15 protein-coding genes are annotated in these 16,759 nt (G+C 49.3%); 9 read left to right on the top strand and 6 right to left on the bottom strand.

Translation table 11 applies throughout. The annotated features are described in order from the left end of the window. Both ACHH0Z_RS23705 and ACHH0Z_RS23700 read left to right on the top strand, forming a co-directional pair. Positions 1 to 92: IS3 family transposase (locus ACHH0Z_RS23705; protein ID WP_326491880.1), on the top strand; the 92-nt coding region annotated here is incomplete at its 5' end. Between the two features lie 549 nt (positions 93 to 641). Beyond that, complete coding sequence (locus tag ACHH0Z_RS23700) at positions 642 to 1,550, top strand: HNH endonuclease (protein WP_001372261.1); 909 nt, start codon at positions 642 to 644, stop codon at positions 1,548 to 1,550. A 387-nt stretch (positions 1,551 to 1,937) separates the two neighbouring features. Here ACHH0Z_RS23700 and ACHH0Z_RS23695 read toward each other — a convergent pair whose 3' ends face one another. The 4 genes from ACHH0Z_RS23695 to silR form a co-directional block, all read right to left on the bottom strand. After that, on the bottom strand, positions 1,938 to 2,288 hold the full coding sequence (locus ACHH0Z_RS23695) for a DUF305 domain-containing protein (RefSeq protein WP_045409018.1): 351 nt from the start codon (positions 2,286 to 2,288) through the stop codon (positions 1,938 to 1,940). A 143-nt stretch (positions 2,289 to 2,431) separates the two neighbouring features. Beyond that, a complete protein-coding gene (silE, locus tag ACHH0Z_RS23690) occupies positions 2,432 to 2,863 on the bottom strand; it encodes a silver-binding protein SilE (protein WP_045409016.1) in 432 nt (143 codons plus the stop codon). 250 nt (positions 2,864 to 3,113) lie between these two features. Continuing rightward, positions 3,114 to 4,589: a copper/silver sensor histidine kinase SilS gene (gene silS / locus ACHH0Z_RS23685; protein WP_045409015.1), complete on the bottom strand. Its 1,476-nt coding sequence runs from the start codon at positions 4,587 to 4,589 to the stop codon at positions 3,114 to 3,116. After that, complete coding sequence (silR, locus tag ACHH0Z_RS23680) at positions 4,582 to 5,262, bottom strand: copper/silver response regulator transcription factor SilR (RefSeq protein ID WP_001572351.1); 681 nt, start codon at positions 5,260 to 5,262, stop codon at positions 4,582 to 4,584. Before silR ends, silS begins: the two co-directional genes overlap by 8 nt. A 189-nt stretch (positions 5,263 to 5,451) precedes the next feature. Here silR and silC point away from each other — a divergent pair, with 189 nt between their 5' ends. The 7 genes from silC to ACHH0Z_RS23645 all read left to right on the top strand — a co-directional run bounded on the left by silC (position 5,452) and on the right by ACHH0Z_RS23645 (position 15,121). Then, positions 5,452 to 6,837: a Cu(+)/Ag(+) efflux RND transporter outer membrane channel SilC gene (gene silC, locus ACHH0Z_RS23675; protein ID WP_045409013.1), complete on the top strand. Its 1,386-nt coding sequence runs from the start codon at positions 5,452 to 5,454 to the stop codon at positions 6,835 to 6,837. Positions 6,838 to 6,865: 28 nt separating this feature from the next. Further along, positions 6,866 to 7,219, top strand: a complete 354-nt coding sequence (gene cusF, locus ACHH0Z_RS23670) for a cation efflux system protein CusF (protein ID WP_001246153.1) — start codon at positions 6,866 to 6,868, stop codon at positions 7,217 to 7,219. 113 nt (positions 7,220 to 7,332) lie between these two features. Next, positions 7,333 to 8,625: a Cu(+)/Ag(+) efflux RND transporter periplasmic adaptor subunit SilB gene (gene silB / locus ACHH0Z_RS23665; RefSeq protein WP_042946269.1), complete on the top strand. Its 1,293-nt coding sequence runs from the start codon at positions 7,333 to 7,335 to the stop codon at positions 8,623 to 8,625. 10 nt (positions 8,626 to 8,635) lie between these two features. Beyond that, positions 8,636 to 11,782 carry a Cu(+)/Ag(+) efflux RND transporter permease subunit SilA gene (silA, locus tag ACHH0Z_RS23660; protein WP_000574021.1) on the top strand — a complete coding sequence of 1,049 codons (3,147 nt, stop codon included), beginning with the start codon at positions 8,636 to 8,638 and terminating at the stop codon, positions 11,780 to 11,782. An 86-nt stretch (positions 11,783 to 11,868) separates the two neighbouring features. Further along, positions 11,869 to 12,309 carry a DUF411 domain-containing protein gene (locus ACHH0Z_RS23655; RefSeq protein WP_008322815.1) on the top strand — a complete coding sequence of 147 codons (441 nt, stop codon included), beginning with the start codon at positions 11,869 to 11,871 and terminating at the stop codon, positions 12,307 to 12,309. Between the two features lie 126 nt (positions 12,310 to 12,435). Next, a complete protein-coding gene (gene silP, locus ACHH0Z_RS23650) occupies positions 12,436 to 14,883 on the top strand; it encodes an Ag(+)-translocating P-type ATPase SilP (protein WP_023327683.1) in 2,448 nt (815 codons plus the stop codon). Positions 14,884 to 14,923: 40 nt separating this feature from the next. Continuing rightward, complete coding sequence (locus ACHH0Z_RS23645; protein WP_004388331.1) at positions 14,924 to 15,121, top strand: DUF2933 domain-containing protein; 198 nt, start codon at positions 14,924 to 14,926, stop codon at positions 15,119 to 15,121. Positions 15,122 to 15,154: 33 nt separating this feature from the next. Here ACHH0Z_RS23645 and ACHH0Z_RS23640 read toward each other — a convergent pair whose 3' ends face one another. Together ACHH0Z_RS23640 and ACHH0Z_RS23635 are read right to left on the bottom strand one after the other, a co-directional pair. Beyond that, positions 15,155 to 15,892, bottom strand: a complete 738-nt coding sequence (locus ACHH0Z_RS23640) for a peptidoglycan DD-metalloendopeptidase family protein (protein ID WP_004388332.1) — start codon at positions 15,890 to 15,892, stop codon at positions 15,155 to 15,157. A gap of 288 nt (positions 15,893 to 16,180) precedes the next feature. Beyond that, the gene (locus tag ACHH0Z_RS23635; RefSeq protein ID WP_001023257.1) at positions 16,181 to 16,630 is read right to left on the bottom strand and encodes a copper resistance protein; all 450 of its coding nucleotides are present in this window, start codon (positions 16,628 to 16,630) and stop codon (positions 16,181 to 16,183) included. Between the last annotated feature and the right edge of the window lie 129 nt (positions 16,631 to 16,759).

Genomic DNA, 16,759 nt, shown 5'->3' with positions numbered 1-16,759 from the left:
TCGATTACATTGAAGTGTTCTACAACCGGGCCCGGCGCCACAGTCACCTCGGCGGCCTCAGTCCGGAGGCCTTCGAACAGGCCTCATCGTGAGGACAGAATTTGTCTACGGGCGTGGGGTCAGTCCATATCACTCGTACTAGACTCTCCGGAGGACCAGGGGAATGACCGGGTCTGTTACGGTGAGGGAATCTGTAAACCTCAGGATTTTTGCCGGGAAAGTACGTATAACTGCTATCTTGATTAGTAAATGTTAAAATTTGTAGGTATCCACCCGTTAAACAAAATGATTAATATCTAAAAATACTCGTTGAACACCCGTGCCGTAATAATGAAGTACATTAAAAACGTTATCCGGTCATGTGAAGCTGAGACCGTCTCTTCGTCATGTAAAATGCCGTACTTTCTTTGTCGTGAAGAATGACCGGGTTAAGTCCATAAGGTTGAGAGGAAGTCTGCAGATGTGATACGCTCAAGGCGAGATTTATCTCAGTGAGAACTCACGGCAACAAAAAGTTTTTGGACAACAAAACACAAAGTTGTTTTGGACTGTAGGAGTCCAAGAGACAATGACATTACATACAACGCCGTGTAACGGATTTTACATTATTACAAAGCCTGTGTTACAAGAGAGTTATGGACATGATTGAAAAAATATGTGAAGTAATTGATGGTGAATACGTCTGTGATATAGATATTAGCGTTGAAGAATGGAAGATTTTATTAAGGGATAAAAAAGTTTTTGATGACAAAAGTATTGCAGCGTTAAAAAAATGGTTCATTGAGCCAGACCATTCCTGTACATGTTTCGATATCGGCAAGAAGTACGACCTGCACAGTATGAGTGCTAATGGTGTAATCAATGGGTTGGGTGGAAGAGTTCAGAAGCAGCTTGGCCGATTCGAGGTTAAAGGAGTCGGAAAGATTGCTTCCGGGACAAAATTCATTACAGTCATGAAAAGTAGAGAAATTAAAGGAAACCCAAAGCGAAATTTATGGACTATCCGTGAAGAACTTGTTCAGGCAATAAAAGAACTAGATTTTTTTAGTACGAACGAAAGCTCAAGCATTGATTTTTACTCAGATAATGATTTGATCACTGCTCTAGAAGAAAGTAATCACTTTGACGTTACTCAGACATTTGAGTATAGCGAAAAAGCGAAACCTAAGAAAGCTGCAATAGAAGTCAAAAATGGACTCTCATACCCAAGAAGTAAATCTGTTTCAAAAAATGCGCTTAACAAAGCTGATTATAAATGTGAAATTAATTGCGACCATCCAACGTTCAGAAGGCGAAACTCTCCTCTAAATTACACAGAACCTCATCACATTGTCCCGATGTCAAAGCAAGACTATTTTGAGAATTCACTGGATGTGGAAGAGAATATCATATCACTATGTTGCAACTGCCATAAACAAATTCATCTTGGCAAGGGGTTTGAAGATATGTTGAGGAAAATATATGCCGAGCGGAAAGATGTATTAAAAAAAGCGGGAATCGAGATATTATTAGAGGATTTGATTCTTTTTTACAAGATGGAAGGTAATTAATCTTCGAGAAGATGCATGCTTATTTTTATTTTTTTAGCAATGAATGTGAAATACTGCCTGACTATCAATCCTGTCATGTGGTTCAGATTTATGGGGGAGGATTTTAATATTTTACCAGCATGGCATGTCGATCAATCGGTTAAGTATAGCGCCAGGTAACCAGACGGATTTTCCCTCTCAGGCGGGAGTCGTTACCCATCGTCCAGTACCTGATTAAAAGTAGGAGTAATTACAAGAAAATTAAATTGTATGACTATTATTTCCGTTCAGAAAAGAAAGTTACATTAAAAACCCGAAATTATTCGGGTTTTTAATTAGTTAAGTACTATATATTTTCGTGTCCGGGGGTACCCTAAGAGGGTGCGCAAGACAACACTCCAGTGTTCATTATTTATGATTGTCAAGCCATTTATTCATCTGCTCAATTTCACCTTTTTGAGCTTTAATGATGTCCTGCGCAAGCTTCCTCATTTCGGGATCTTTTCCGTATTTGAGCTCGGTCTCAGCCATTGCGATTGCCCCTTCATGGTGTGCGATCATACCTTTTGCAAAGGCCTTATCGGGATTGGATTCATTAACGGCGGCCATTATTTTGTCATGCATACCTTTCATGCCGGACATATATTCCTGTGACGATGCCGATGAGGATATATCTGACATTTTCATTTCTGAATGTTCTGCGGAAATCGCTGGCAGGGATAACATCAGTATAACAAAAAGCGAATTTGTGATTTTCATATAATAAACCCTTTCAGATGGTTACCGGATAAGTTTAGCTGAGTCAGACAAAAAAGCCCCCTGACGGGGGGCAAAAATGTAGCAACGTTGTTTCAGGAAAATCTATCAGGGAAAGGGTAACCGCACGGAAACTTCAGTTGTCATCAGCCCGCATTGATCATGCGGCGGTGTGCATCAGCCATAGCCTGATGGGGGCCGGACTGACCGTTATTCGTAAATTCATGGGCAACAGCTGCTCTTTCATGTTCATTCATCGCCGCAAACGAAGTCGCCGGACGGGAAGCGTTAACGGTGCCAGTTCCCATCATCTTCTGATGACTTTCCGCCATTTTCTGGTGCGCATCCGCCGAGCCGTTCGTCATGGTTTCATGAGCAATAATGGCCTGTTCATGCTGGTCCATACCGGTCATACGAGGAGCAGTCCCCTGGAGCCCGACAGGAGCCGCAGCAGACTGCATCTGGTGAGCAGGAGCCTGTGCATTGTTGACGCGATCATGGATATTCACGGTTTCAGTGGCCCAGGCCGATGAAATTAAACCAAAGCCCAGCAAAGATGCTAATACGATATTTTTCATGATAACTCTCCATTTCTGAATTAGTGATGTCCGGGGAAGTACAACCGGTGTTTTCAGTTCCATAACTGAAACAAGTTCGGCAGCGTTTATTTCTCCGGAAGAGGGCTGGATATTCATTTCCTGGCGTACTCTGACGCCGGGTATTGATGAAGCAATCCAGCCTTCCTGATAAGTTGCACTAATTATATCGAATGGCTTCTGTTTGCTGCATGACAGGCTAATGACATCTTTGTCATTTACATCTTTATTTTCAGCATTGGGTTTCCGGGATCATTTTCTCCAGTCTGGGCACGGATAAGATAAAACGCGTGGAGCGTACGTCTGATTCCACCTGCACTCTTCCGTGATGTGCTTCCACGATTGACTTCACAATCGCAAGGCCGATGCCGCTGCCTTCTCCTTTTCGTTGTCTGGATGGATCCACCCGATAAAAACGGTCAAACAGCCTTGATAAATGTTCTTCAGGGATCGGTTTCCCCGGATTTTCAATCACAAGGTCAAAAAAGCTCTCCTGCTCTCTTATTGAGACGGTGATTGCCTGTCCCTCCGGGGTATAACGCAGGGCATTGGATAACAGATTATTGATCGCCCTTCTGAACATTTGTGGATCTCCCTCAACCAGGCAGGGCATCCCGTCAAATTTGAGCGTGATATTGCGTTCTTCGGCCCAGGCTTCGAAAAACTCGAAGACTTTCATGACTTCCGCTCTGAGGTCAAACATGACCCTGTCAGGTATCAGCTGATTATTGTCTGCCTGCGCCAGGAACAGCATGTCGCTGACCATTTTGGTCATCCGGTTATACTCTTCCAGGCTGGAGTAGAGGACATCCTCAAGTTCCTTCTGGGTTCGATCCTGACTCAGCGCGATTTCAGTCTGTGTCACCAGATTGGTGATGGGCGTTCTGATCTCGTGCGCGATATCGGCAGAGAAATTGGCCTGGCGGGTAAAGACATCCTCAATCTTTCCAATCATATGATTGAACGAGATAACCAGCTGCTCCAGCTCAATGGGAACGCGTGTCGGTTCCAGTCGCGCATCAAGATTCTCGGAGGTGATGTTTTTAATGGCATTGCTGACATTACGAAGGGGCAGGTGCCCCTGACGGACAGCGATTCGAATGATCAGAACAATCAACAGGCTTATCACGACGGCAATCGCAATCAGGTTCTTTTTCAGCGCATCGAGGTAATGGAGATGGAAATTAATGGATAGGCCAGTCAGCATGACATAGTTCTGCTGTTTGCCCTGAAATATCGCCTGACCAGAGGAGGCGATAATCCTGTATGTTTCCATCTTCATTTCGGACCCGGTATCCATCGGTCCCGCAGGATCCTCCACCGTCCAGAGAAAGACATCCCGTGCGCGGCTGTGCTCGCTAAAATCTGCTGAATTCACTGCCGGGCGTAGTGCCGCCCCCTGAGCTGAGCTAAAGAGCACTTCACCCCTGGGATTGAGGAGCAAAAGGGCAACGTTGCGGTAGCTGGCAATTGATTCCTTTATTTTGCTTATTTTTTTATCATCCGGATCCACCGGGGACTGCAGTATACGGTTCAGTGTGGTGCTGATTTGTTGAAGATCGCTGACATCCTGCTCGGCAAAATGATTTTCAACAGAATGCAGCATAAACCAGGTGAAGGCGATAAACGCCAGTATTGTGGACAGGCTGATAAAAAAGGTCAGCCGCAGAGCGAGTGAGAAAGGTCGTCTGGACGGTTTGCTATGCATCCGGGATCTCCAGCATGTAGCCCACGCCCCGCACTGTCTGGATCAGTTTTGTCCCGTAATCGTTGTCTATTTTAGCGCGGAGTCGCTTTACTGCGACATCAATCGCGTTAGTGTCGCTGTCAAAATTCATGTCCCAGACCTGAGAGGCAATCAGGGAGCGGGGAAGAACTTCTCCCTGATGGCGAATGAAGAATTCCAGCAAGCTGAACTCTTTACTGGTGAGCACAATGCGGTTCCCGGCGCGGCTGACTTTTCTGGATACGAGATCAACCGAGAGGTCAGCCACTTTAAGCTGGCTTTCCGTGATCATCGTGTTTCCCCGCCTGAGGAGGGTTCTTACCCGGGCGAGCAGTTCAGCAAACGCAAAGGGCTTCACCAGATAATCGTCCGCACCCAGCTCAAGTCCTTTGACCCTGTGTTCAATCGTGCCAAGGGCCGTCAGCAGTAATACCGGCATCCCCTTTCCGGCACTGCGCAGCATACGGATGATATCCCAGCCGTTTACATCAGGCAGCATGATATCCAGGATGACTAAATCATACTCGGCTGTCATGGCAAGATGATATCCGGTCAGACCATTATCAGCGTGATCCACGACGAACCCCGCCTCTGTCAGCCCCTTGCTGAGATATTCACCTGTTTTAATTTCGTCTTCAACGATTAATATTTTCATCATGCTCCCCGGCTGGCTGCTAATGTCATTTTATTGCGCCCACGATCGTTATCAACGGATTACAGCAAAAATGACAACATTGTCATTATCCTGTCACCCGGCAAACAGAGAGCGTTCGGTAAAGTATCCCTATCAATACTCTGGACTTCGTTTGAACCATTTACCAGGTCTGCCTGTACGAGAAGCGTTATGTTCAAATTAAAATTACTCAGCATCAGTACCATATTCATCCTGGCTGGTTGTGTTTCTCTGGCACCTGAATATCAGCGTCCGCCAGCTCCGGTTCCCCAGCAGTTTTCATTGTCTAAAAACAGTCTGACGCCTGCGGTAAACAGCTATCAGGATACGGGCTGGCGAAACTTTTTTGTCGATCCCCAGGTCAGCAGGCTGATCGGTGAAGCCCTGAATAATAACCGTGATTTGAGAATGGCTGCCCTGAAGGTTGAAGAGGCCCGGGCCCAGTTCAACGTCACGGATGCAGATCGTTATCCCCAGTTGAATGCCTCATCCGGGATCACATACAACGGTGGTCTGAAAGGTGACAAGCCGACCATACAGGAGTACGACGCGGGTCTGGAGCTCAGCTATGAGCTCGATTTTTTTGGCAAACTTAAGAACATGAGTGAGGCTGATCGCCAGAACTACTTTGCCAGCGAAGAAGCCCGTCGTGCCGTACACATCCTGCTGGTCTCCAACGTTTCACAGAGCTATTTCAGCCAGCAACTGGCGTACGAACAACTCCGTATTGCGCGGGAAACGCTGAAAAATTATGAACAGTCCTATGCTTTCGTTGAGCAACAGCTCGTGACCGGGAGTACGAACGTTCTGGCACTTGAACAGGCGAGAGGACAAATCGAAAGTACCCGCGCCGAAATAGCCAAACGAGAAGGCGATCTGGCTCAGGCAAACAATGCCCTGCAACTGGTGCTGGGAACGTACCGCGCACTTCCGTCAGAAAAAGGGATGAAAGGCGGGGAGATCGCACCAGTAAAATTGCCACCAAATCTATCTTCACAAATTTTGCTGCAGCGACCGGATATTATGGAAGCGGAATATCAGCTGAAAGCGGCTGATGCCAATATTGGCGCAGCGCGAGCGGCCTTTTTCCCCTCCATTACCCTGACCAGTGGTCTTTCCGCAAGCAGTACGGAGCTGTCAAGCCTGTTTACGTCAGGAAGTGGAATGTGGAATTTTATCCCTAAAATTGAAATTCCTATTTTTAATGCTGGCAGGAATAAAGCCAATCTGAAGCTGGCTGAAATTCGCCAGCAACAATCGGTGGTTAATTACGAACAAAAAATTCAGTCAGCCTTTAAGGATGTTTCCGACACGCTTGCGCTGCGCGACAGCCTTAGCCAGCAACTTGAGTCACAGCAGCGTTATCTTGATTCACTTCAGATAACTCTCCAGCGTGCCAGAGGATTATATGCAAGTGGTGCTGTCAGTTACATCGAAGTGCTGGATGCAGAACGTTCCCTCTTCGCTACGCAGCAAACCATTCTCGATCTTACCTATTCCCGACAGGTTAACGAAATTAATCTGTTTACCGCGCTGGGTGGCGGTTGGGTAGAGTAAATTTATTTAATTAATCAGGAAATTAAAAATGCGTAATTCACTTAAAGCCGTTTTATTTGGTGCCTTCTCTGTCATGTTTTCTGCCGGTCTTCATGCTGAAACACATCAGCATGGCGATATGAATGCTGCCAGTGATGCTTCGGTACAGCAGGTTATCAAGGGCACCGGTGTCGTTAAAGACATTGATATGAATAGTAAAAAGATTACCATTTCGCACGAAGCAATCCCTGCTGTGGGCTGGCCTGCAATGACCATGCGCTTCACTTTTGTTAATGCAGACGACGCTATCAATGCCCTGAAAACCGGCAACCATGTCGATTTCTCGTTTATTCAGCAGGGCAATATCTCCTTACTCAAAAGCATTAACGTTACGCAATCCTGATTATCAGTCCGGAGCGAATACATCCAGTGCGCCTGAACATTCATTAAGGGATTACTGTGAATGAATGATCGGGCGCATATGCCAGGTGTTTTGATTTTTCAGCGAGAAATTGTATGGCTTCTTTAAAGATAAAATATGCTGCAATAATTATCAGCAGCCTCATAGCAGGGGGGCTGATATCGGTTACTGCCTGGCAGTATGTAAACTCATCACAAAAAACAGTACAAACCGAACAAAAGGCACCGGAGCGAAAGGTACTTTTCTGGTATGACCCGATGAAACCGGATACCAAATTTGATAAACCCGGAAAATCTCCCTTTATGGATATGGACCTGGTGCCGAAATATGCTGATGAAAGTGGCGATAAAAGCAGTGGCGGGATCCGTATCGATCCAACCCAGGTTCAGAATCTGGGATTAAAAACGCAAAAAGTTACGCGAGGAATGCTGAATTATTCCCAGACAATCCCGGCTAATGTCAGTTACAACGAGTATCAGTTTGTCATTGTGCAGGCGCGTTCTGACGGTTTCGTCGAAAAAGTGTATCCCCTGACGATTGGCGATCATGTGAAGAAAGGCACTCCGCTTATCGATATCACCATTCCTGAATGGGTTGAGGCACAAAGTGAGTTCCTGCTGTTATCCGGTACAGGCGGTACGTCAACCCAGATAAAAGGGGTTCTGGAGCGACTTCGTCTGGCTGGTATGCCGGAAGAGGATATTCAAAGGCTGCGTTCAACCCGCACAATCCAGACCCGTTTTACCATTAAAGCACCTATTGATGGTGTCATTACTGCGTTTGACCTGCGCACCGGAATGAATATTTCGAAAGATAAAGTAGTGGCTCAGATTCAGGGGATGGACCCGGTCTGGATCAGCGCTGCAGTGCCAGAATCTATCGCCTATCTGCTGAAAGATACGTCGCAGTTTGAAATTTCGGTACCGGCTTATCCGGATAAAACATTCCATGTCGAAAAATGGAACATTCTTCCCAGCGTGGATCAGACAACCCGCACGCTTCAGGTCCGTCTCCAGGTTTCTAATAAGGATGAGTTTCTCAAGCCGGGCATGAATGCCTATCTGAAACTGAATACCAGGAGCCAGGAGATGCTGCTGATACCAAGCCAGGCCGTTATCGATACCGGCAAAGAACAGCGCGTGATTACTGTTGATGATGAAGGCAAGTTTGTGCCGAAACAGATCCACGTTCTGCATGAATCACAGCAACAGTCCGGCATTGGCTCCGGCCTGAATGAAGGCGATACCGTGGTGGTCAGTGGCCTGTTCCTCATTGACTCCGAAGCCAATATTACGGGCGCGCTGGAACGTATGCGCCACCCTGAAAAAACAGAAAACAGTATGCCAGCAATGTCTGAGCAGCCTGTAAATATGCATTCAGGGCACTGAGGAGACGACGATGATTGAATGGATTATCCGGCGCTCTGTCGCCAACCGTTTCCTGGTCATGATGGGCGCACTGTTTCTCAGCATCTGGGGCACATGGACGATAATTAACACGCCGGTCGATGCGCTGCCTGACCTGTCAGATGTGCAGGTCATTATTAAAACCAGCTATCCCGGACAGGCCCCGCAGATTGTAGAAAACCAGGTCACCTATCCGCTTACCACCACCATGCTGTCCGTACCTGGCGCAAAAACCGTGCGTGGCTTTTCACAGTTCGGTGATTCGTATGTGTATGTCATTTTTGAAGACGGCACCGATCTGTACTGGGCCCGTTCGCGCGTGCTGGAATACCTGAATCAGGTTCAGGGCAAACTGCCTGCGGGTGTGAGCTCTGAAATCGGCCCGGACGCCACGGGAGTGGGCTGGATATTTGAATATGCCCTTGTCGATCGCAACGGAAAACACGACCTTTCAGAACTGCGCTCTCTGCAGGACTGGTTCCTGAAATTTGAGCTGAAAACCATCCCGAACGTGGCTGAGGTCGCTTCGGTTGGCGGCGTGGTGAAACAGTACCAGATTCAGGTCAATCCGGTAAAACTGTCCCAGTACGGTATCAGCCTGCCCGAAGTGAAACAGGCACTTGAATCGTCTAACCAGGAGGCCGGTGGCTCATCCGTTGAAATGGCCGAAGCGGAGTATATGGTCCGTGCCAGCGGTTATCTTCAGAGCATTGATGATTTTAATAACATCGTCCTGAAAACAGGTGAGAACGGCGTGCCGGTTTATCTGCGGGATGTTGCCCGCGTGCAGACCGGGCCCGAAATGAGGCGTGGTATTGCCGAGCTGAACGGCCAGGGAGAAGTCGCTGGCGGCGTGGTGATCCTGCGGTCGGGTAAAAATGCGCGCGACGTTATCACGGCAGTGAGGGATAAACTGGAGACGCTGAAGGCCAGCCTGCCGGAAGGCGTTGAAATCGTGACCACCTACGATCGCAGCCAGTTAATCGACCGGGCGATTGATAACCTCAGTTCCAAACTTCTGGAAGAGTTTATCGTGGTGGCCATCGTCTGTGCTCTGTTCCTGTGGCACGTACGTTCTGCCCTGGTGGCGATTATCTCTCTGCCGCTTGGCCTGTGTATCGCCTTTATCGTCATGCACTTCCAGGGACTGAACGCCAATATCATGTCGCTGGGAGGGATAGCGATTGCCGTCGGTGCGATGGTGGATGCCGCCATTGTGATGATTGAAAATGCGCACAAACGGCTTGAGGAGTGGGATCATCAGCATCCGGGTGAGCAGATTGACAACGCCACCCGCTGGAAGGTGATTACCGACGCCTCCGTGGAAGTGGGACCCGCGTTGTTCATTAGCCTGCTGATCATCACCCTGTCCTTTATTCCTATCTTTACCCTGGAAGGGCAGGAAGGTCGTCTGTTTGGCCCGCTGGCATTCACGAAAACGTACTCCATGGCGGGAGCGGCCGCACTGGCCATCATCGTCATTCCTATTCTGATGGGATTCTGGATCCGGGGGAAAATTCCTGCCGAGACAAGTAACCCCCTGAACCGGGTGCTGATCAAAGCGTATCATCCTTTGCTGCTGCGGGTCCTCCACTGGCCAAAAACAACCCTGCTGGTTGCGGCCTTGTCCATTTTCACGGTTATCTGGCCACTGAGTCAGGTGGGCGGTGAATTTCTGCCGAAGATTAACGAGGGCGATCTGCTGTATATGCCGTCGACCTTGCCTGGCGTCTCTCCGGCAGAAGCTGCAGCGCTCCTGCAGACAACAGACAAGTTAATCAAAAGCGTTCCTGAAGTGGCTTCTGTATTTGGCAAGACCGGTAAAGCAGAGACCGCAACGGATTCCGCGCCGCTCGAAATGGTGGAAACCACGATCCAGCTCAAACCTGAGGATCAGTGGCGTCCCGGCATGACAATTGACAAGATTATTGATGAACTCGACAGGACAGTCCGTTTACCGGGTCTGGCAAACCTCTGGGTGCCGCCTATCCGTAACCGTATTGATATGCTCTCAACCGGGATCAAAAGCCCGATAGGTATCAAAGTGTCCGGGACTGTTCTGTCCGATATCGACGCGACGGCGCAGAGTATCGAGGCGGTAGCCAAAACCGTGCCTGGCGTGGTGTCTGTCCTGGCTGAGCGACTTGAGGGCGGGCGCTACATCGATATCGATATCAACCGGGAGAAAGCCTCCCGCTACGGGATGACGGTAGGTGATGTCCAGCTGTTCGTCTCTTCAGCAATCGGAGGTGCTATGGTGGGTGAGACGGTTGAAGGGGTGGCCCGGTACCCTATTAACATTCGCTACCCGCAGGATTACCGGAACAGTCCGCAGGCGCTGAAACAGATGCCGATCCTGACCCCGATGAAGCAGCAGATCACGCTGGGCGATGTCGCGGATATTAACGTCGTTTCTGGACCAACCATGCTGAAAACCGAAAATGCCCGGCCAGCCAGCTGGATTTATGTTGATGCCCGCGGCAGGGACATGGTGTCGGTGGTTAACGACATTAAGACGGCCATCAGCGAGAAAGTGAAACTGAGACCGGGAACCAGTGTGGCATTCTCCGGACAGTTTGAACTGCTTGAGCATGCCAACAAGAAACTGAAGCTGATGGTGCCGATGACGGTGATGATCATTTTCATCCTGTTGTATCTGGCATTCCGCCGGGTTGACGAAGCCCTGCTGATCCTGATGAGCCTGCCGTTCGCCCTGGTTGGCGGAATATGGTTCCTGTACTGGCAGGGCTTCCATATGTCAGTGGCGACCGGAACCGGGTTTATCGCCCTGGCCGGGGTGGCAGCAGAGTTTGGCGTGGTCATGCTGATGTATCTGCGTCATGCCATTGAAGCGCACCCGGAATTGTCCCGTAAAGAGACGTTCACACCGGAAGGTCTTGATGAAGCCCTCTATCATGGTGCCGTACTGCGTGTCCGGCCGAAAGCCATGACCGTGGCGGTGATCATTGCGGGTCTGCTGCCAATACTCTGGGGAACCGGCGCAGGTTCAGAAGTCATGAGCCGTATTGCGGCACCCATGATTGGTGGGATGATCACGGCTCCGCTGCTGTCCCTGTTCATTATTCCTGCCGCCTACAAATTAATCTGGCTGCGCAGACATAAAAAAAGCGTGTCCTGAACCTGAAAGGGCACCCCCTGTGGGTGTCCTTCTTTACTGATTCACCCTGACGTCAGGGTTTATATCGATAATATACAGAGGTGAGTATGAAAAAAGTGGTTCTAATGGCGCTGGCTCTCGGCCTTTCACTACCCGCGATGGCGAGTGAAAAAGTGATTGATATGTACAAATCTGAAAACTGTGGCTGTTGTTCCCTGTGGGGCAAAGCGATGGAAAAAGACGGGTTCGAAGTACGAACTCACGTCATGAATGATCAGGCGCTGTCAGCCCTGAAAGAAAAGCATGCTGTTCCTGCAGGACTACGAAGTTGTCATACCGCGGTTGCCGGTAATTTGATCATTGAAGGCCATGTGCCTGCGACAACGATACATAAGGCAATGCAGTCTGGTTCGGGTATATACGGTCTCGCCACCCCCGGTATGCCAGCAGGAAGTCCTGGAATGGAGATGGGAGCCCGAAAAGAGGCTTACGATGTTATCGCATTCTCACCGGATGGAAGTAAAAAAGTCTTCCAGCGAATCGAATAGTCAGCGGAACGGCTGATAACGGGACGCCGGTAGCAGGCACTCCTGTGCCGGCGATATTCGTGGTAATCGCATCCATGACATACCCTGAAGACAGAAGATGCTTCGGTATGCATAAGGAGAGTTACTGTGAAAAATGACAATGCAGTGCAACACAACAACCAGACTGCTTCTGAGCAGACATTATCCCCGGACGAGGGCCACGTATTGCATAAGGTGAGAGATCCCGTGTGCGGGATGGTCATCCTGCCTGACAAGGCGCACAGCAGCATTCGATACCAGGACCATCAGCTTTATTTCTGCTCCGCCAGCTGTGAGAGCAAATTTAAAGCCCATCCCGATCATTATTTTACCGAAGATGCCAGTGAACATTCCCATCACCATCACCACGATCATCACGAAGTCAGCCCTGATCAGATAAAACAGCCTCACAACCAGGCGGAAAAAGAGAATTCTGAAGGTGTGTGGACATGTCCGATGCACCCGGAGATACGCCGCAGTGGTCCCGGAAGCTGTCCTGTCTGTGGAATGGCACTGGAGCCGCTCGTAGCTACGGCATCCACGGGGCCGAGTGATGAACTTCACGACATGACAAGACGCTTCTGGCTGGGGTTGTTGCTGGCGTTTCCGGTTCTGGTACTCGAAATGGGATCTCATCTGTTTCCCGACTTGAGGAATACAGTACCGCCACAGTACAACACATGGCTGCAGTTGCTTCTGGCCTCCCCTGTCGTGTTGTGGTGTGGCTGGCCATTCTTCGCCCGGGCCGGAATGTCGTTACGTAACCGCTCCCTGAATATGTTTACCCTTGTTGCAATGGGGACCGGCGTAGCCTGGGTTTACAGCGTCATTGCAACCGTCTTCCCCTCCTGGTTTCCTGCATCGTTCAGAAACATGGATGGCCTGGTGGCCGTTTATTTTGAAGCCGCAGCAGTTATTACGGTGCTTGTTCTGCTGGGACAGGTTCTTGAGCTGCGGGCACGGGAACAAACCTCAGGCGCCATTACTGCGCTTCTGAACCTTGCCCCCAAAACCGCCAGACGGCTGGATCATGACGGTCATGAAACGGATATTAATGCGGAAGATGTCCTGCCTGGCGATAAGCTCCGCATCAGACCTGGAGAGAGTATTCCGGTCGACGGTATCGTGATCGAAGGCAAAACAACCGTGGATGAATCGATGGTGACCGGGGAGTCTATGCCGGTTACCAAAACGAAGGGTGACCCTGTCATTGGGGGGACGATTAATCAGACAGGTAGTCTTATCATCCGTGCAGAGAAAGTCGGTGATGAAACGATGCTCTCACGAATTGTTCAGATGGTCGCTGATGCACAGCGTTCGCGTGCCCCCATCCAGAGAATGGCAGACAGCGTTTCAGGCTGGTTTGTTCCTCTGGTGATACTTATCGCGGTTGTTGCTTTCTTGATCTGGTCTGTCTGGGGGCCCGAGCCCAGGATGGCGCACGGTCTCATTGCGGCTGTGTCGGTCCTGATTATTGCCTGTCCCTGCGCGCTGGGACTGGCCACGCCGATGTCGATAATGGTGGGGGTGGGCAAAGGCGCCCAGGCCGGGGTGTTAATCAAGAATGCCGAAGCCCTTGAGCGTCTTGAAAAAGTGGACACGCTGGTTGTCGACAAAACAGGCACGCTCACGGAAGGTTCGCCTACGGTGACAGGGATTATCAGTCTCAGTCCGGGTGGGGAAATATCTCTTTTACGTGTAACAGCTGCAGTGGAAAAAGGTTCGCAGCATCCGTTGGGTATGGCTGTTGTCAGAGCCGCGCATGAAAAGGGGATCGTGATACCTGCCGTCAGTAATTTCAATGCCCCGTCGGGGAAAGGTGTCTCAGGCGATGTCGAAGGTCAACGGGTTGTTATTGGTAATGAACTGGCTATGCAGGAAAACAGTATCGTTATTGATAATCAAAAGGCCGTTGCGGATACGTTGCGGATGGAAGGCGCTACCGTTATCTATGTGGCCACAGACGGGAACCTTGCAGGCCTGATAGCTATCTCGGATCCCGTGAAAGCAACCACGCCGGATGCGCTTAAAGCTTTGCGTCAGGCGGGGATCCGCATTGTTATGCTCACCGGTGATAACCAGCTTACTGCTGAAGCAGTCGCACGGAAACTGGGAATAGATGAGGTTGAAGCCGGGATTCTGCCGGATGGCAAAAAAGCAGTGATAACCCGACTGAAAGAGTCTGGCCATGTGGTTGCGATGGCCGGAGACGGTGTGAATGATGCCCCGGCGCTGGCAGCGGCTGACGTGGGTATAGCCATGGGAACGGGTACAGATGTGGCAATAGAAAGTGCTGGAGTCACCCTTCTCAAAGGCGATTTGATGATACTCAACAGGGCCCGTCATCTGTCAGAGATCACCATGAAAAATATCCGGCAGAATCTGTTTTTTGCGTTTATCTACAATGCTCTTGGGGTGCCTGTAGCTGCAGGTCTGCTTTATCCTGTGTATGGAATACTGCTGTCGCCAGTTATTGCGGCGGCGGCCATGGCCCTTTCCTCCGTTAGCGTCATTGCAAATGCGTTGCGTCTGAAAAGTGTCAGGCTCGGGAAATAACACTGAGTGAAGGGGCTGTTACGAACAGAAGGAGTCCGGTATGAAAAGTACAACCTATGCGCTTATTGCTGTCGCCGCGATTGCGGCATTTGCTCTCCTGCGCGAACACTGGTCACATGTGGCAGGCTACTGGCCATATCTGTTACTGCTGCTTTGTCCGCTCATGCATCTTTTCCACGGTCACGGGGGGCATGGAGATCATCAACATCACGGAAGTGAAAACGATAAAAAAAATTAATCCGGCAGACGGGACCGCGTCGCGGTCCCGTTATCAGTCCAGGTATCGTTCGTAGTCTCTGGCATGCGCAAAGGCATGCTGTTCGAGTTTGTTATCAGCGGGTGCCGCCGTCCGGAACGCCAGTGAGTTAACAGGATTGTTATTGATGACCAGCTCGTAATGCAGATGAGGACCGGATGAACGTCCGCTGTTACCGGATAACGCAATAGCGTCTCCCCGGGTAACCCTGGCCCCTTTAGTAACGAGTATTTTATTGAGGTGGAGATAGCGAGTTTTAACACCGGCTTTTCCCGTTACTTCAACAAAATATCCCATGGTACTGTTGTATTCGGCCCGGGTGATTTTTCCGTCGATGACGCTGACTATTTTCGTGTTCATGGGCATGGAATAATCAATGCCATTATGGGGACTCACTTTTCCCGATACCGGGTTAAGTCTTGCAGGATTGAAAGGCGAACTGAGTCTTGCTGTGGCCGGTAACGGATAATCGAGACTGCCTTTCCCGGAAGTATCGGAAAGGTTATAGAACTTTTTATCTGATATACGATACGCCGTGTAATTAAATGAACCGGACGTAAATTTATAGGCCACGACACGTGATTTTCCCGCTTTCTTTTGCAGTACGAGTTTTAATGATTCATTTTTTTTCAAATGCCGCAGATTAAACCGGGAAGGCAAGGAGCGCTGAAGAGTAGCGATCTCGTTCGATTCCAGCCCCGAGCGGGTGGCTGAAAGGTAGGCATTTTCTTTTACGACATCGGTAGAATACATTTACTGGAATTCGCCGTTAGCATGAACACTGCGGCGTATGCTAGGGGTTTTCAGGAGGCGTGTCATCTGTCAGTTAATCGGGAGCACCGTTGATGGTCGTCATTTTTGTAACATATCTTGTTTCCCGTTTGCTCCGGAAGCTCTGGGAACTGTATGACCAGCCCGACGGTGATGATTAACGGGACTGAAACAGGTTACGGCAGAGCAATATGGGGCTCATGTCCTGCTACGTAACCCGTCAGTAAAGCCCTGCTGCGCACCTGACGCTAAGCACTAACCCGCCTGCAGTTACCTGGTCGAATACAGCCCGCGAAGCTTTCTTGCCTGCGTCTGATGTGCTTCCGCACCGGCATTATTGACCTGCTCATGCACGAGAGCGGCTTTTTCTCCGGCATTCAGTTCGTTAAAAGAAGAAGACGAGGTCTTTGAATTTGCATCACTGCCGGACAGCATTTTTTTATGTTCCTCAATCATTTTCTGATGCGCATAGGACGCGCTGTTGTTCATAAATGAATGAGCAACAATGGCCCTTTCATGTTCATTCATTTCAGAGAATGAGGGCGTGTTGTTTTTATTAACCCTGTCCGGTAAGTTTTCATGCGTCGAGGAATTCACATGACTGACGGCTGAGGCATTATTAACAAATCGATGTGCTTCATGGGCAATATCACTGGACTGAGCAAAAGCTGCCCCACAAAATAAAGCTGTAAACGCAGTGGTCGTGATTAATATATTCATGTGTAATTACCTTCTGAGGTACATAAAAGATGTCCTTATGATCATATATAAAAATAATCAACCTGTGGGGAAGATGACGTAAATGTAATACAGCTATGTACATTACACGATTGTAATGAATTTGTTTCT

The sequence above is a fragment of the Enterobacter cloacae complex sp. 2024EL-00227 genome, assembly GCF_043945315.1.
In the GTDB taxonomy this organism is placed as follows: domain Bacteria; phylum Pseudomonadota; class Gammaproteobacteria; order Enterobacterales; family Enterobacteriaceae; genus Enterobacter; species Enterobacter roggenkampii.
Note: the sequence above shows the minus strand (reverse complement) of the source record. Positions and strands in the feature narration are given on the sequence as shown.

Bases quoted from the DNA above. Each gene is read 5' to 3' on its own strand.
- ACHH0Z_RS23700 (WP_001372261.1), top strand. From the start codon at position 642: ATGATTGAAAAAATATGTGAAGTAATTGATGGTGAATACGTCTGTGAT.
- ACHH0Z_RS23695 (WP_045409018.1), bottom strand. From the start codon at position 2,288: ATGAAAATCACAAATTCGCTTTTTGTTATACTGATGTTATCCCTGCCA.
- silE (WP_045409016.1), bottom strand. From the start codon at position 2,863: ATGAAAAATATCGTATTAGCATCTTTGCTGGGCTTTGGTTTAATTTCA.
- silS (WP_045409015.1), bottom strand. From the start codon at position 4,589: ATGCATAGCAAACCGTCCAGACGACCTTTCTCACTCGCTCTGCGGCTG.
- silR (WP_001572351.1), bottom strand. From the start codon at position 5,262: ATGAAAATATTAATCGTTGAAGACGAAATTAAAACAGGTGAATATCTC.
- silC (WP_045409013.1), top strand. From the start codon at position 5,452: ATGTTCAAATTAAAATTACTCAGCATCAGTACCATATTCATCCTGGCT.
- cusF (WP_001246153.1), top strand. From the start codon at position 6,866: ATGCGTAATTCACTTAAAGCCGTTTTATTTGGTGCCTTCTCTGTCATG.
- silB (WP_042946269.1), top strand. From the start codon at position 7,333: ATGGCTTCTTTAAAGATAAAATATGCTGCAATAATTATCAGCAGCCTC.
- silA (WP_000574021.1), top strand. From the start codon at position 8,636: ATGATTGAATGGATTATCCGGCGCTCTGTCGCCAACCGTTTCCTGGTC.
- ACHH0Z_RS23655 (WP_008322815.1), top strand. From the start codon at position 11,869: ATGAAAAAAGTGGTTCTAATGGCGCTGGCTCTCGGCCTTTCACTACCC.
- ACHH0Z_RS23645 (WP_004388331.1), top strand. From the start codon at position 14,924: ATGAAAAGTACAACCTATGCGCTTATTGCTGTCGCCGCGATTGCGGCA.
- ACHH0Z_RS23640 (WP_004388332.1), bottom strand. From the start codon at position 15,892: ATGTATTCTACCGATGTCGTAAAAGAAAATGCCTACCTTTCAGCCACC.
- ACHH0Z_RS23635 (WP_001023257.1), bottom strand. From the start codon at position 16,630: ATGAATATATTAATCACGACCACTGCGTTTACAGCTTTATTTTGTGGG.